General features: G+C 63.2%; 14 protein-coding genes. 11 read left to right on the forward strand and 3 right to left on the reverse strand.

Features of this window, described 5'->3' with window-relative positions; all coding sequences use genetic code 11:
* The first annotated feature begins 24 nt into the window (after positions 1–24).
* From SJY40_RS16480 to SJY40_RS16490, 3 genes are all read left to right on the forward strand, one after another.
* A complete protein-coding gene (locus SJY40_RS16480) occupies positions 25–2,124 on the forward strand; it encodes a bifunctional rhamnulose-1-phosphate aldolase/short-chain dehydrogenase (RefSeq protein WP_378949619.1) in 2,100 nt (699 codons plus the stop codon).
* Between the two features lie 107 nt (positions 2,125–2,231).
* Positions 2,232–3,500, forward strand: a complete 1,269-nt coding sequence (rhaI, locus tag SJY40_RS16485; protein WP_378949299.1) for an L-rhamnose catabolism isomerase — start codon at positions 2,232–2,234, stop codon at positions 3,498–3,500.
* Positions 3,501–4,052: 552 nt separating this feature from the next.
* Positions 4,053–5,024 (forward strand): Hint domain-containing protein, encoded by a 972-nt coding sequence (locus SJY40_RS16490; protein ID WP_378949302.1) that lies wholly within the window; start codon positions 4,053–4,055, stop codon positions 5,022–5,024.
* Positions 5,025–5,576: 552 nt separating this feature from the next.
* Here the strand turns inward: SJY40_RS16490 and minE are convergent.
* Genes minE through minC form a run of 3 tightly spaced genes read right to left on the reverse strand, consistent with a single transcriptional unit; the run spans position 5,577 to position 7,416 of the window.
* On the reverse strand, positions 5,577–5,855 hold the full coding sequence (gene minE / locus SJY40_RS16495) for a cell division topological specificity factor MinE (protein WP_378949305.1): 279 nt from the start codon (positions 5,853–5,855) through the stop codon (positions 5,577–5,579).
* Positions 5,852–6,700 carry a septum site-determining protein MinD gene (gene minD / locus SJY40_RS16500; RefSeq protein ID WP_378949307.1) on the reverse strand — a complete coding sequence of 283 codons (849 nt, stop codon included), beginning with the start codon at positions 6,698–6,700 and terminating at the stop codon, positions 5,852–5,854. Before minD ends, minE begins: the two co-directional genes overlap by 4 nt.
* A complete protein-coding gene (gene minC / locus SJY40_RS16505; RefSeq protein WP_378949309.1) occupies positions 6,697–7,416 on the reverse strand; it encodes a septum site-determining protein MinC in 720 nt (239 codons plus the stop codon). Before minC ends, minD begins: the two co-directional genes overlap by 4 nt.
* A gap of 503 nt (positions 7,417–7,919) precedes the next feature.
* Between minC and SJY40_RS16510 the strand changes: the two genes are divergently transcribed.
* From SJY40_RS16510 to SJY40_RS16545, 8 genes are all read left to right on the forward strand, one after another.
* On the forward strand, positions 7,920–8,051 hold the full coding sequence (locus SJY40_RS16510) for a transposase domain-containing protein (RefSeq protein ID WP_378949622.1): 132 nt from the start codon (positions 7,920–7,922) through the stop codon (positions 8,049–8,051).
* A 441-nt stretch (positions 8,052–8,492) separates the two neighbouring features.
* Positions 8,493–9,260, forward strand: coding sequence for a hypothetical protein (locus SJY40_RS16515; protein ID WP_378949312.1), 768 nt, complete (start codon positions 8,493–8,495; stop codon positions 9,258–9,260).
* Positions 9,208–9,348: a universal stress protein gene (locus tag SJY40_RS16520; protein ID WP_378949315.1), complete on the forward strand. Its 141-nt coding sequence runs from the start codon at positions 9,208–9,210 to the stop codon at positions 9,346–9,348. The genes SJY40_RS16515 and SJY40_RS16520 overlap by 53 nt, the downstream gene beginning before the upstream one ends.
* Positions 9,349–9,677: 329 nt before the next feature.
* Positions 9,678–10,757: an MlaE family ABC transporter permease gene (locus SJY40_RS16525; protein ID WP_378949318.1), complete on the forward strand. Its 1,080-nt coding sequence runs from the start codon at positions 9,678–9,680 to the stop codon at positions 10,755–10,757.
* Positions 10,754–11,518 (forward strand): ABC transporter ATP-binding protein, encoded by a 765-nt coding sequence (locus SJY40_RS16530; protein WP_378949321.1) that lies wholly within the window; start codon positions 10,754–10,756, stop codon positions 11,516–11,518. Before SJY40_RS16525 ends, SJY40_RS16530 begins: the two co-directional genes overlap by 4 nt.
* A 4-nt stretch (positions 11,519–11,522) precedes the next feature.
* Positions 11,523–12,746, forward strand: a complete 1,224-nt coding sequence (locus SJY40_RS16535) for an MlaD family protein (protein ID WP_378949323.1) — start codon at positions 11,523–11,525, stop codon at positions 12,744–12,746.
* Between the two features lie 8 nt (positions 12,747–12,754).
* Complete coding sequence (locus SJY40_RS16540) at positions 12,755–13,384, forward strand: ABC-type transport auxiliary lipoprotein family protein (RefSeq protein WP_378949325.1); 630 nt, start codon at positions 12,755–12,757, stop codon at positions 13,382–13,384.
* Positions 13,385–13,445: 61 nt separating this feature from the next.
* The gene (locus tag SJY40_RS16545; protein ID WP_378949328.1) at positions 13,446–15,293 is read left to right on the forward strand and encodes a heavy metal translocating P-type ATPase; all 1,848 of its coding nucleotides are present in this window, start codon (positions 13,446–13,448) and stop codon (positions 15,291–15,293) included.
* The last annotated feature ends 139 nt before the right edge of the window (positions 15,294–15,432 follow it).

Genomic DNA, 15,432 nt, shown 5'->3' on the forward strand with positions numbered 1-15,432 from the left:
CGGAGGAGAATACCGATGACGACCATGGATCAGAAGCTGCACGGCCAGTTGCATTCGCTGTGGGACGACAAACGTGCCGCCGGCATGAGCGAACCTGAGAAGCTGCTGTATCGGTCGAACCTTCTGGGGTCGGACAAGCGCATCACGAATTACGGGGGCGGCAATACCTCGGCCAAGGTCATGCAGGCCGATCCGCTGACGGGCGACCAGACCGAGGTGCTCTGGGTCAAGGGGTCGGGCGGGGATGTCGGCTCGATCCGGATGGAGGGCTTCGCGACGCTGTATATGGACCGGCTGCGCGCGCTGAAGGGCAAATACCGCGGCGTCGAACATGAGGATGAGATGGTCGCCCTGCTGCCCCATTGCACCTTCAACCTGAACCCCCGCGCGGCCTCCATCGACACGCCTCTGCACGCCTATGTGCCCAAGGCGCATGTCAACCACATGCACCCCGATGCGATCATTGCCATCGCCGCTTCTAAGAATTCGCAGGACCTGACCCGCAAGGTCTTCGGCGATCAGATCGGTTGGCTGCCGTGGAAGAAGCCGGGCTATGAACTGGGGCTGTGGCTGGAAAAGTTCTGCATCGACAATCCCGATGCCAAGGGCGTCATCCTTGAGTTGCACGGGCTGTTCACTTGGGCCGATGACGCCAAGGATTGCTATGAGCTAACGCTGGCCATCATCAACCGCGCCATCGATTTCTTCGACAGCGAAACCAAGGGCAAACCGGCCTTTGGCGGGGCGGTTCACAGCGCGCTGACCGCCGATGCGCGCCGCGCCGTGGCGGCCCGGCTTATGCCCGCCATTCGCGGCTTCGTGTCGGGCAATCAGCATATGGTTGGCCATTTCGACGACAGCGATGCGGTTCTGGAATTCGTCAATGCCCGCGACATGCCCGATCTGGCCGCCTTGGGAACATCCTGCCCGGACCACTTCCTGCGCACCAAGATCCGTCCTCTGGTCGTGCACTTCGATCCGGCCCGCGAAAATCTGGATCAGGTTCTGGCGGGGCTGGCCGAACAGATCGCCGCCTATCGTGATGATTACGCGGCCTATTACGACCGCTGCAAGCATGACGACAGCCCGGCCATGCGCGACCCGAATGCGGTGGTCTATCTGGTGCCGGGCGTGGGGATGATCACCTTCGCCAAGGACAAGGCTACGGCCCGCATCTCGGGCGAGTTCTATGTCAATGCGATCAACGTCATGCGGGGCGCCTCCAGCGTGTCGGAATATTGTGGGCTGCCCGAACAGGAAGCCTTCGACATCGAATACTGGCTGCTCGAGGAAGCCAAGCTGCAGCGGATGCCCAAGCCGAAATCGCTGGCGGGGCGGGTGGCGCTGGTCACGGGCGGGGCGGGCGGCATCGGCATGGCCACCGCCGAACGCTATCTGTCCGAAGGTGCCTGCGTGATGCTGGCCGACATCAACGATGATGCCTTGGAAAGCGCGGCGACGGCGTTGTCGGGTCGCCACGGCGCGGACGTCGTGCGGACCGTCCAGATGAACGTCACCAGCGAAGCGGCGGTCGCCGCGGCCTATGACGATCTGGCGGTGGAATATGGCGGCATCGACATTCTGGTGTCGAACGCCGGCATCGCCTCATCTGCGCCCATTGAGGAGACCACGCTGGATCTGTGGAACCGCAATATGGCGATCCTGTTGACCGGGTATTTTCTTGTCTCGCGGGCGGCCTTCGGCGTCTTCCGGACGCAGGGCATCGGCGGCGCGGTCGTCTTTGTCGCCTCGAAGAACGGTCTGGCCGCCAGCCCGAATGCCGCCGCCTATTGCACTGCCAAGGCGTCCGAGATCCATCTGGCCCGCTGCCTGGCGCTGGAAGGCGCCGAGGCCGGTATCCGTGTCAACGTCGTCAACCCCGACGCCGTCCTGCGCGGCAGCCGCATCTGGGAGGGTGAATGGCTGGATCAGCGCGCCTCGACCTATGGCACCGACAAGGACGGCCTCGAGGAGATGTACCGCCAGCGCAGCCTGCTGAAACGCCCGGTCCTGCCCGAAGATATCGCCGAGGCCGCCTATTTCCTGGCGTCGGACCGCTCGGCCAAATCGACCGGCAACATCATCAACGTGGACGCGGGCAACAAGGAAGCCTTCACGCGCTAGGCCGATAACCCGCAGCGGATGGGGGCAGGGAGGCAGCGCCCATCCGCGCCGTCGCATGATACGAAATAGGGCCGGCGCACTCATAATCGCGCCGATGGGAGGATCACATGATTTCCAAGGACATCATCGCCGCCGAAAACGCGGCCCGCAGTGCCGATTTGCGCGCAGATTACGACGCATTGGGCGCAAGGCTGGCGCGCCGCGGCATCGACATCGAGGCACTGACCGAAAAGGCCGCGCGCTTTGCCGTGGCAGTGCCCAGCTGGGGCACCGGCACCGGCGGCACCCGCTTTGCCCGCTTTCCGGGGCGGGGCGAACCCGCTAACATCTTCGACAAGCTGGACGATTGTGGCGTCATCCACCAGCTGACGCAGGCCACCCCCAACGTTTCGCTGCACATCCCCTGGGACAGGGCCGAGCCTTCGGATCTGCTGGCCAAGGCGCAACAGGTCGGCTTGGGGTTCGACGCGATGAATTCCAATACCTTCAGCGACACGGGCGATGCGCACAGCTACAAGTTCGGCTCGCTGTCGCATGTCTCGGCGGAAACGCGGGCGCAGGCGGTGGAGCACAACCTTGAATGTATCGAGATCGGGCGCAGGCTGGGGTCTAAGGCGCTGACGGTCTGGATCGGCGACGGTTCCAATTTCCCCGGGCAGACCCATATGGGACGGCAGTTCGACCGCTATCTGGCATCGATGAAGCAGATCTATGCCGAACTGCCCGAAGATTGGCGGCTGTTTTCGGAACATAAGATCTATGAACCGGCGTTCTATTCGACGGTGGTTCAGGACTGGGGCACATCGCTGCTGACCGCGCAGGAATTGGGCGAAAAGGCGATGTGTCTGGTCGATCTGGGCCACCACGCCCCCAATGTGAACATCGAGATGATCGTCTCGCGCCTGATCCACGCGGGCAAGCTGGGCGGCTTCCACTTCAACGACTCGAAATATGGCGACGATGATTTGGATGCCGGCACGATCGAACCCTATCGCCTGTTTCTGGTCTGGAACGAGCTGGTCGATGCCGAAGCCAAGGGACTGGACCTGTCGCATATGATCGACCAGAGCCATAACGTCACCGACCCCATCGAAAGCCTGATGATTTCCGCCATCGAGATCCAGCGCGCCTTCGTGCAGGCTTCGCTTGTCGACCGAGCCGCGCTGTCGGGGTTCCAGGACGACAACGACGCACTGATGGCCTCGGCGACGCTGCGGGCGGCTTTCCGCACCGATGTCGAGCCGATCCTTGCTATGGCACGCGAACGGGCAGGCGGGGCGATCGACCCGGTCGCGACCTATCGCGCTGCGGGCTATCGGGCCAAGGTGGCTGCCAAGCGTCCAAAGGTTCAGGGCGGCGGCGGCGGGATCGTTTAAGGGCGATCCGGCAAAGGACGCTTTGGGGGCAGGCGGGTTGCGTCAGTGGTCAATGTTTGACAGATGGCGCGGGGCAAACGCACCATCCCTCTCCGGTTGGACCATCGCGGGGACAGCTATAAAGATCGATGCGGGAAACGGTCTTTGAAACCGCCAAGGTCGGGTTGATCCGGCCCGTCACTTGGCAGGCCCGCCTGCGTGCCAAAGCTGCCGTCGCCAAAGTGCCATCGCCCTTGGACGAAAGACGTGCGATGTGGTTTGAACGCTCTTTGCCAAGGCCAATGGTGCGGGTGGCCGGGCTGCGGCGCCACCAGCCCGTCGTCATCCCACGGCTGCAAACTGCGGCCATGGATGGTCGGAACGCAGCAGGCAGAGCCGCATCCCAATATCTCTATCCTTTGGGGGAAGAAATACGCGGCACCGCACCCGCCTTTCGCATCGTTCACTCCCTATGCGGAGGGATAACTGACTTTCATGGATAAAATCTGATACTTGATATGCAATCGCACAGTTGTGCTCCGCTTTTTGTACGTAACAGGTTCAGGTGACGATATGCCCATGTCCTATAGTGATCAGTTCTACCTGATCGATCCGTTTGCGCCACCAGCAGCTGGCACTGCGTTGAATGTCCTATCCCTCGAACTGACCGATCAGAATGACGATGGGACCATTGGCAGAGGCCAAGGCGATATCGTTGACGGCTCGCTTGTGACGGCATCGTTTCCCGGGGATACCGTGACAGTCAGCATTGCCGGATCAGGCAATGTGACGGTTATCGGCAGTACGTTCTATCTGGAAGATGGGCGGAGGGTGTTCACCCCTACCGATGGCACGGTGCTGCAGCCGGGCACCTTTGTCTCGTCGACGGCCGTCAGCGGTAATACCCCGACTCCGGTATTGTCACTGGGGCCCCCCTGTTTCGTCGCAGGTACGATGATCCAGACGGAAGACGGTGAAAAACCCGTCGAAAGCCTGACACCTTCGGACGTCGTTCTAAGCCATGAAGGCGAAGGAATTTCGCTGCGACTTCTGCTGAACAGGACGATCAACGCAGGTGAACTGGCCAGAAATCCCAAGTTGCGGCCGGTCAGGATCATGGCAGGTACGATGGGCAATGGATTGCCCAAGCGTGATTTGCTGGTGTCCCGTCAGCATCGTGTGTTCATGAAGTCGAAAATCGCCAAGCGGATGTTCGGTCGCGCCGAGGTGCTGATCCCGGCGATAAAACTGACCTCGCTTCCCGGCATCTTCGTCGATGAAACGGTTCAAAGCGTGGAGTACTATCACATCCTGTTCGATAAGCATGAAGTCATCATCTCCGAGGGCGCCCCGACCGAAAGCCTCTTTACCGGTCCGGAAGCGTTGAAGGCGATTAGTCCGGAAGCGCGCGACGAAATCATCGAATTGTTTCCCGAAGTTCAGGACATTGATTACAAAGCGGAACCGGCCTTCTACATTCCCACCGGCCGCGAGCAGAAACAACTTGTCGCCTCGCATCTTGCATCGGAAATTCCAATTTCCTGATGGCTCCAAATCGCCGGAGTTGGGCGGTCAGGTTTTGGGAATTCTGACGGATAGGGAAATGCCTTGCGGTATGCCGCGCGGTTTATAACCTTACCTTAGGTAGGGTCTAAAATGGGTGCTGGGGCTGCCAACAAGCGCAACGAACGTCACCGGCGCGGCTCAGTTCGGCAGGGGTCAATAGGCTGTCGGCGCGGACCTGCACCGTCTCGACAGCGACAGCCGGGGTGAAGGCGTCGGGACGTTCGTTGCGGATGTTGGTGGCTGCGCTGACAGCGACAGGGCGAGGTTGTTCATGGGCCTGGTCTCCGGTTTTGCATCTGATGGGGACGTTCCTCCCGCCCCCATGTAGCGTTGCTTGTGCAGACCGATACGCAGCACCAGACCCCTTCATTCCAGTACCATGATCAAGTTTCTGAAAATGGCAGGTAAGTCAGCCAAGCAGGCGGATCCGAAACACGGGGCTATTCACGAATACCGAGGTGGTCCCCAAAAACCGAACACGAGCATAAGCTTGGATTTGCTGTCTGCTGATCTTCATCACGGGGAGGCACCTCAGATACCTTTGGGTTTCGCGATCTTGGGAAGTTCGATGTTGATCTCAAGGCTGGACATCTGATCGCCGCGCTCCATGCGGACGTTGACGTCGGTATCCCCGATCGGCACATACTTTCTGATCGCCGCGACGATGTCGCGCTGCAGCATCGGCAGGTAATCGGCCTCGGCCGCGCCACTGCTGCTGCGTTCATGCGCCAGAAGGATCTGCAGACGGTCTTTGGCCGTCTGTGCGCTCTTGGGCTGCTGTTTTTTGCGGGCGAAACTGAACAGGCTCATGATGCACGTCCAAACAGTCGCTTGAACAGACCGGCGCGACGCTCTCCCTGGATGCGCATCTCGACCTGTTTCCCGGTCAGGCGCAATACCGCATCCTCATAGGCTTGGGCCGCAGCCGACGGTCCGTCCAGCACGACCGGCGTACCGACATTCGAGGCCTTCAGGATCGCCTTGCTTTCCGGAACAACGCCCAGCAGCGGCACTGCCAGAATTTCCAGAACGTCCTCGATCGTCATCATCTCGCCGTTGTTGACGCGCGTCTCGTCATAGCGCGTGATCAGAACCTGCGCCTTGATGGGATCGGATCCTTCGGTTTCGGCCCGTTTGGTCTGGCTGCTCAGCAGGCCCAGCACGCGATCGCTGTCGCGCACCGAGGACACTTCGGGGTTGGTGACGACCACGGCCTCATCGGCGAAATGCATGGCCATCTGCGCGCCATGTTCGATGCCGGCAGGGCTGTCGCAGATGATATAGTCGAAATCGGACCGCAGTTCGGTCAGCACTTTTTCGACGCCGTCCTTGGTCAGCGCATCCTTGTCGCGGGTCTGCGAGGTCGGAAGGATGAACAGGGTATCCAGGCGCTTGTCCTTGATCAGCGCCTGCTTGAGCTTTGCATCACCCTGAATGACGTTGATGAAGTCGAAAACCACGCGGCGCTCGCAGCCCATGGTCATATCCAGGTTGCGAAGCCCCACGTCGAAATCGATCACGACCGTCTTGAAGCCCTGCTTGGCAAGCCCTGCCGAAATCGCCGCGGAGGAGGTCGTCTTTCCAACGCCACCCTTCCCCGAGGTAATCACGATCACCCGACCAAGTGGCGGGTTGCTCTTCGGTTCTGTCGTCATGCGATCACCTCCATGCGAAGTTTTTCATCCTCGAGATAAATATGCGTGCAGCCTTGGCCTACGGCAGCGTCAAGCGTCTCGCTTGTCTGATAGAGCCCGGCAATCGCGACCAGTTCGGCATTCAGGCTCTGGCAGAAGATATGTGCGTTCTCATTGCCATGACAGCCCGCCATGGCGCGACCGCGCAGGCGGCCATAGACATGGATATTTCCCGCAGCAATCAGCTCGGCCCCGGAAGCGACCGATCCGATCACCGTCAGGTCGCCATGTTCCGCCACGATCATCTGACCCGAACGAACCGTGGAGCGGATCACCTTGTTTTCCACCGCGCGCGGCGCCTCGGTCGCTACTGCGACCGCAGCCGCAGGGCCCGCGTCGCGCGGCAATGGCGCATCGCGCCCCGTCGTCACATTGATCAGACCCAGTGTCTGCAGCATCTCCGCATCAAGGTCGTTCGCGTTCTGGACGCCGAAGACCCGCAATTCGCGCCTGCGCAGATTTTCCACCAGATCACGGATGGCGTCGATGTCGCGAAAGCCTTTGGAATTGCCAAGATCCAGCACCATGGGCGCGCCAAGGAAGAACTGAGGCGTTTTCAACAGCTGTTCATCGACCTGCCCGAAGAACTGGTCGCCCGCGCTTTCACTGTCGATGCGAAGAACCAATGCCGTCAGGAAGCGGCCCCGCACCTGAAACGCGGCGACGCTGGCCGGCATCGGGTTATGCCTGGACCGTGGGTTTCGAACTGACACGGCGAACTCTGCTCCTGCTCTTTGGGCGGATCGCGACTCGGGGGCGCACCGCTCTTGTTTCATGTCCTTTTTCACGAACTGATGCCGGGTGGAAGGAGCGGTTCGCATTTAGAGCAGGAACTTGCCATTTTCAAAGCGCGAAGGGCCTGTTGGCCACCTTGGCACCGGACAGGCTGCCAAGGCCTTTCCCGCAGGCAACAGGGCGGGTCGTGACATTCAAGGTCACGACCCATCGACGTCAGGCTCCGCGAGGCAACCTTGGCAATAGGCAACCTGTGCCGGTCGCCAGATGTGCAGATGCCGCGTCAACTTCCCTCAAAAGCCATCGCCGTCCACATGTGGATGATCTGCGCATTTTGATTGGTGTATCTTCATCCACTGCAAAGGTTTGGATATGAATGCTGATCTGCCCCCCATCGGTCCCTCGGTCATAACGAGAGTCTGCGGGTTCGTGCATTGCAGCCCTGATTGCCACCGCAAAGGTCAACAGGGTTGAGCCCTTTGCCTACGTAAAGGCTACCTTGGAAGCCGTGGCCGCCGGTCACCCGCAAGCGAGGATCGACGATCTGCTGCCTCGGAACTTTAAACTATCAAGCTAAAAACAAGTGAGGCGGCGCTGCCGCTTACGGTTCAGTGGGAAGATGCCCAGAATCTGCACGGTAGCCATTGTGGAAGGGACACAAGAGCCTTGCACGCTGACAGCATTCCTCAAAATCTGCTATCTTGGCTTGCAGTTAATAATCTGAGTTATGACATATAAATATCAAGGTTCGTCACGTGGCATAGACCAGCGGATATTTTGCACAAGCATGGTATCCACTGGTGCTTCGAACTTCATACGCGTGTGGCGTTCAAAGAGTGAGATGTGGAAACTATAAGTTGTAACCCATGATCATCCCAAATGCGAAAAATGCGTTCCGACGCAAACTGGCCGAATTTGCAAAATGGTCGGCTATTTGATCCACCACCTTGATACAGATCAATATGCGGAAATGGGAATGCGTTATACCTGACGGGCAACCTGATCAAGGATGACCCCGATGAAGAACGCAACTGTTCTGGTAGTGCTGGGACGCACCGCCAAGCCTGCCGATCTTGAGCCGCTGACCGAGACAGCGCGCGACCGCAATCTGCACCTGATCGTGTTGATGCTTGGGGTGATGCCGCAGATCCCGATCTACACCTTCGGCATCGGCGAAAGCGGATCCTTTTCGTTGCCCCTGGGCTGGCAGACCGAAGTGGATGAGGCGAACGCCCGGCTGGAGGTGCTGCGCAACCAGATCTCAGACTATCTGGCCGATCAGGGGGCCAGCGCCGAGGTGCGCGTCGCCAGCGGTCAGGCCGCGATCCTGCCGGGCGCCGTGTCGCATGCCGCGCTGACCTGCGATCTGATCGTCATCGGCGACGATCTGCGTCAGGATGCCCCCCTGTTCAACGATGTCATCCGCGCCGCCCTGTTCCGGTCGGCAGGCGGGGTGATGCTGAACGCGATGGGGTCGGCTAAAGCCCTGCAACCCGCCTCGGTCTTCGTGGCGTGGAAGGCGGGCATTCCCTCGGCCCGGGCGGTGCATGCGGCCATGCCGATCTTGCGCACCGCGAAGAATGTCGAACGTCGCGCTGTTCGATCCGGTGATGAACAAATCCGGCGATGGGGAAAACCCCGGCTCCGACGTGGCTGCCTGGCTGACCCGTCAGGGCTGTCATGTCGCGGTCCAGCAATATCCAAGCGGCGGCGAGGAGATCGGCAAGGTCATCATGCAGCGCACCAAGGAAACCGGTGGCGATCTGATCGTCATGGGTGCCTATGAACATTCCCGCCTGCGAGAAGTGGTCTTTGGCGGAACCACCCGCACGCTGATCGAACAGCGCGACTGTCCGGTGCTGTTGTGCCACTGATCCCGAACGGGAAACCGTCGGCAGAACAGCGGGCACGCTGTCCGTTCTGAGGCCGCCGGTGTCGGATGCCGCCGCGCGGAAGGCTGGCAAATGTGGCCGATCGTCGGGCAGGCCAGCCATCCGTCTGCACGGTCATGGAAACAGCGCGGGACCGATCTGTTCTGACACATGCTGCCGCACGGTGGTTCAAACCGGATGGGGATACGGCCCGGGGGTTGATCCAGATCAAGGCGTGTGGCGCACTCGGGTGCCATCTTCCGGGCAGGACAGACCGAGCCGGAACGACCTTTATGGATGCTGCCCCCGCCACCCTTCGCCGCAGGTCATCCATGATCCAGCCTTCGATGCATCTGACCGTCTACCAAAAGGGCGATCTTGTCATCCTGTCAGGCGATCTGGTTGTCTGGACCTTGGGCCAGTTACCGGTGCTGCAGGAAGCCCGGATCGACCTGTCCGCCCTTGCCCGTCTGGACACCGCCGGCGCGTGGGAGCTGGCGCGCCGGCGCGCGGCGGGGGCGGCACTGATCGGCTTGTCGGCACAGCATGCCGACCTGCTGGCCACGGTGACAGCCGCGCTGCCTGTTGCCGACCCGCCGCCGCCCGCCTTTCCTGCATGGCGGCGCGTGTTGCAGGCGACGGGACAGCGGGTGACCGGCGCAGGCCTCTATCTGGTTCATCTGGCCGAATATCTGGGCCGGACGTTGGCCGCGCTTGCACGCGCGCTGCGCCATCCGACGCGGTTTCCGCTGACTGCTCTGGTCCATCACGCGCAGGAAACCGGCCTGCGCGCGGTGCCCATCGTCACCGTCATGTCGTTTCTAATCGGCGTTGTGCTGGCCTTTCAGGGGTCCGACCAGTTGCGCCAGTTCGGGGCCGAGGTCTTTGTGGTGGACCTGATCGCGATCTCGATCCTGCGGGAACTGGGCATCCTGCTGACCGCCATCGTGGTGGCAGGGCGCACGGCCTCGGCGCTGACGGCGTCCATCGGGTCGATGAAAATGCGGCAGGAGATCGACGCGATGCGCACCCTGGGGCTGGACCCCGACATGGTGCTGATCTTGCCTCGCGTTCTGGCGCTGGTGATGGTGCTGCCGATACTTGGGCTGATCTCGGCTGTGGCGGGGCTGCTGGGCGGTGCGGTGATGGCCTGGGTTGAACTGGGCATATCGCCCGCCGTGTTCCTGGCGCGGCTGACGGATATCAGCGTGACCCATGTGATCGTCGGGCTGGCCAAGGCACCGGTCTTTGCGCTGATCATCGGGGTCATCGGTTGTCACGCAGGCATGCAGGTGGGCAAGGACGCGGAATCCTTGGGACGGATGACATCCTCGGCGGTGGTCAGTGCGATCTTTGCGGTGATCATCGCGGATGCGGCGTTCTCGATCTTCTTTGCGCGGGTGGGGCTGTGAGCAACGCCGTCGTCCGGGTGCGGGGTCTGCGCACGCAATTCGCCACCCATGTCGTCCATGACGGCCTGGACCTGGACCTGAACCGAGGAGAGATCCTGGGCGTCGTTGGCGGGTCCGGCACGGGCAAATCCGTCCTGCTGCGCGCGATCGTCGGGCTGGACGCGGTTCAGGGGGGAACCATCGACGTGCTGGGTAATCGCATCGGCGCGCTGTCCGGTCCCGACCGCAGCGCGCTGGAACAGCGGTGGGGGGTCATGTTTCAGGACGGCGCGTTGTTTTCGTCCCTGACCGTGCGCGAGAATGTCGAGGTTCCCCTGCGCGCCGTTCCCGGGCTGACCGATGCGCAGCGCTGCGGTCTGGCGGAACTGAAGATCGGCATGGCGGGCCTGCCGTGGAAGGCCAATGACGACATGCCCGCCGATCTGTCGGGCGGCATGCGCAAGCGCGCCGGACTGGCCCGCGCCTTGGCCCTCGACCCCGAGATCCTGTTTCTGGACGAACCTACCGCCGGTCTGGACCCCATCGGGGCATCGGCCTTCGACCGGCTGATCGTCACGCTGCGCGATGCGCTGAACCTGTCGGTGTTTCTGGTCACCCATGATCTGGACACGCTGCATGCCTGCTGCGACCGGGTTGCGGTTCTGGCCGAACGCCGCGTGCTGACCACCGGCACGATGGCGCAGATGCTGGATGTCGATGACCCCTGGGTCCACGAATATTTTCACGGACCGCGTGCGCGCGCCGTCACGGCCAAGGATTAGACGCATGGAAACCAAGGCCAATTATGCGCTGATCGGCGCCTTCACCATCGCGGGCTTTCTGGGGATACTGGGGTTCGTGCTGTGGTTCGCGCAGCTGCAGCTGGACCGGCAATTCGCCTATTACGACGTTTATTTCCCCGAAGTCTCTGGCCTTGGTCCCGCATCCGAGGTCCGCTTTGCGGGCCTGCCGGTCGGGCGGGTCGTGGACATGCGGCTGGCGCCCGGCAACCCCCTGCCCGTGCGCGTCCGCATCGAGGTCATTCTGGACACTCCGATCCGCAGCGACAGCACCGCCGCGCTGGAGGTGCAGGGCGTCACCGGCGTGGCGCTGGTCGCGATCACCGCGGGCTCGGCCCGAACGCCCCTGCTGCGCGACGCCGAAGGTACCGAGGTTCCGGTCATCGCCTCCAGCCGGTCGGCGCTGCAAACGCTGACGGATGAAGGCCCGCAGATCATCGCGCGCCTCAGCCTGGTGGCCGAACAGCTGACGCAGATCCTGGGACCGCAGAACCAAGGGCGGGTGGCGGCGATCTTGGACAATGTCGAACGCTCCAGCGGCAATCTGGACCTGGCGCTGGCGGATATTGCGGCGGCGACCGACGCGATCGGGGTGGCGGCGACGGGCATCGCGGCTTTCGGGAACCAGATGGAGGGGTTGGGCGACAGTGCCACCATCACGCTGGACCGTTTTACCGATGCCGCCACGCAGGCGCAGACGACGCTGGACCGGGTGGACGGCTATGTTCAGGGCGATCTGGCCACCCTGACGCAGGAATTGCAGCGTGGCGCGCAAGGCCTCGGCGATCTGGTCGATCGTGGCCGATCCAGCCTTGACGGGTTGGACAAGGCGCTGGCCGCAGGGACCGGGGCCTTTGACACCGCACAGCGCGTGATGGGTGATCTGACGCCCGTGGCCGCCGACCTGCGCACCACCCTTGGCGCGATCACCACCGCCATGGCGACCCTGCCCGATGATCTGCCCCGCATCAGCGCCAGCCTGCGCGCGGCATCCGACAATGCGGCGGCGGCTTTCGCGTCCCTGCGCGGCGTGCTGGACGGCGCACGTGGACCGGTCCAATCCTTTGCCGGCGACACGCTGCCGCAGATCACCCGCCTGTCGCAGGACATGCGCGCGCTGGTTCAAAACATGGATCAGCTTGTCTCGACCCTGCGGCGCAACCCGGCGCAGCTGCTGTCCGGCCCCCGCACCCCCGAATTCCGCAGATGAGGTTCCCCATGCGCCTGCCCACCGCCCTTCTGATCGCCGCCACGGCCACTCTGCCCGGATGCGGCGCGCTGTCCGCGCTGCAGGGTGAACCGGACCGCGACCTGTTCGAATTGCGCGCCCCCGCGGCGCTGTCCTGCCCCCGGTCCCGCGTGGGCGAATTGGTGATCGAGCCGCCCAAGGCGCGCGGCACGCTGGACAGCAATCGCATCATGATCCGCCCCTCTGTGCTGCAGACGCAATATCTGCCCGATGCGGAATGGGGCGACACGGTCCCCGCGATGCTGCAACGCCTGCTGGTGGAAAGCCTTGGCGCGACCGGCAGTTTCGACCATGTCGGTCGCGCGCCCCTGGGCCTGTCGGGCGACGTGGCGATGATCAGCGAGATCCGGGATTTCAACGTCAACCTTTCCCCCGACGGCACGCTGATCCGCCTGAGCGTCGAGGCGCAGCTGGTCGAGGAGATGGAGGCAAGGGTCATCGCGCGCCGCAGCTTTGCCGCAACCGTGGCTGCCGCCAGCACCCGCACCTCCGATCTGATCCCGGCTTTCGACGCCGCCACGCGACAGCTGATCGGCCAGATGACCGCATGGACGCTGACCACCGCCGGCGTGGACCCCGACACATGCCGCCGGTCGTGAACACGTACCATCCTCCGCGTTTGCCTGCTTGCACCGGCAGGGCGTCGGAAGGATGCTGATCTTGGTCCGGGATCGTCTGAAAACCGCCCTGCTGGCCATTGCCGCATTTGGTCTGGTCGCCGGTCTGCTGCTCTGGACGGCGGGCTTGGGCGATATGGCCACACTGGTCTGGTCGGCGGGCGTCATTCCCGTATTGGCGGCGCTGGTGGTCGAAATCATCCGCAGCCTTGCGCGACGGGAGGTCGGCCTTGATATCGTGGCCGCGCTGTCGATGTCGGCGGCGCTGGTCTTTGGCGAAACGCTGGCGGCGGCGGTGGTCGCGCTGATGTATTCGGGCGGGACGTTTCTGGAAAGCTTCGCCCAGGGCCGCGCACAGCGCGAGATGTCGGCCCTGCTGTCGCGCGTGTCCCGCACCGCCACCCTGCACCGCGACGGCCAGCTGACCCAGGTGCCGCTGGACGACATCGTCCCCGGCGACCTGCTGCTGATCCGACAGGGCGAGGTCGCACCCGTGGACGGCACCGTAGCCTCGGGGAACGCGATGATGGATCAATCCGCCCTGACAGGTGAATCCCTGCCCGTCCGCCTGTCCCAAGGCGCCACCGTCATGAGCGGCGCGACCAACGCGGGCGAGGCTTTCGATCTGCGCGCCACCCACCGCGCCGCCGACAGCACCTATGCCGGGATCGTGCGGCTGGTTCGGGCGGCGCAAAATTCGCGGGCACCGATGGCCCGGCTGGCGGACCGGTATTCGCTGCTGTTTCTGGGGGTGACGGTTGCTCTGGCAACCGCTGCGTGGTGGTTCACGGGCGATCCGATCCGCGCGGTGGCCGTTCTGGTCGTCGCCACCCCATGCCCGCTGATTTTGGCCGTGCCGGTGGCGCTGGTGGCGGGCCTGTCGCGCGCGGCACGGTTCGGCGTGCTGATCAAGGGCGCCAAACCCCTGGAGGCGATGGCCCGCATCAGCACGCTGATCGTGGACAAGACCGGCACGCTGACCGATGGGCGGCCCCGGATCGTATCAATCCATGCGACGGGCGGGATGCCCGAAGATCAGGTCCTTTATTTCGCGGCCGCGCTGGATCAGCTGTCCCAGCATCCGGTGGCACAAGCCGTGGTGGCCGCCGCCCGCGCCCAAGGGGCGGCGCTGCCCGTCCCCGCCGATGTGGTCGAAACCCCGGGCGAGGGCGTGACCGGCACTGTCGATGGCCGCGCGGTCGTGGTCGGCGGCACGGGCTTTGTGGCCGCGCGGTCGGGGGGCGCGCCATGGGATATGGCGGCGCAGGAACCCGGGGCGGTTCTGGTTGCAGTGGCGGTCGATGGGCGACCGGCGGGTTGGCTGGTCATGGCCGACAGCCTGCGCGCGGGCATCGGTGATCTGCTGACGGGGCTGCGCCATCAGGGCATCGCGCGCATCGTGCTGGCGACAGGCGACCGGCACGCAGTCGCAATGTCGGTCACCCAAGGCCTGCCGCTGGACGCTGTCCATGCCGATCTGACGCCGGATCAAAAGGTGCTGCTGGTACTGTCGGAACGCAAGAACGGGCCGGTGATGATGGTGGGCGACGGCGTGAATGACGCCCCCGCGCTGGCGGCCGCCGATGTCGGCGTGGCGATGGGTGCACGCGGTGCCGCAGCCAGCGCCGAGGCCGCCGATGTCGTCCTGCTGGTCGATCGACTGGACCGGCTGCCGCCCGGCCTTGCGGTGGCACGCGGCGCGCGCCACATCGCGCTGGAAAGCGTCATCGCCGGGATCGGCTTGTCGGTCATGGGGATGATCGCGGCCGCCTTCGGATATCTGACGCCCGTGCAAGGCGCCTTGTTGCAAGAGGTGATCGACGTGGCCGTCATCCTGAATGCCTTGCGGGCGCTGGCCATCGACACCGGACAGCCCGCCGAAACCGTCTGATCCCCCTGGAAAACGCGGCAAGGCTGCTTTGCATCAGTCCGCGCCCCGCGGAACCCTGTCAGCATGGGCGCATGCCTCTGGATCGGAGCCGCACCCTTTCCAAAGGCCCCAGCCCTGACAATTACCACAGACCGGTCGC

It is taken from the genome of Paracoccus sp. R86501 (assembly GCF_042466435.1).
Lineage (GTDB): Bacteria > Pseudomonadota > Alphaproteobacteria > Rhodobacterales > Rhodobacteraceae > Paracoccus.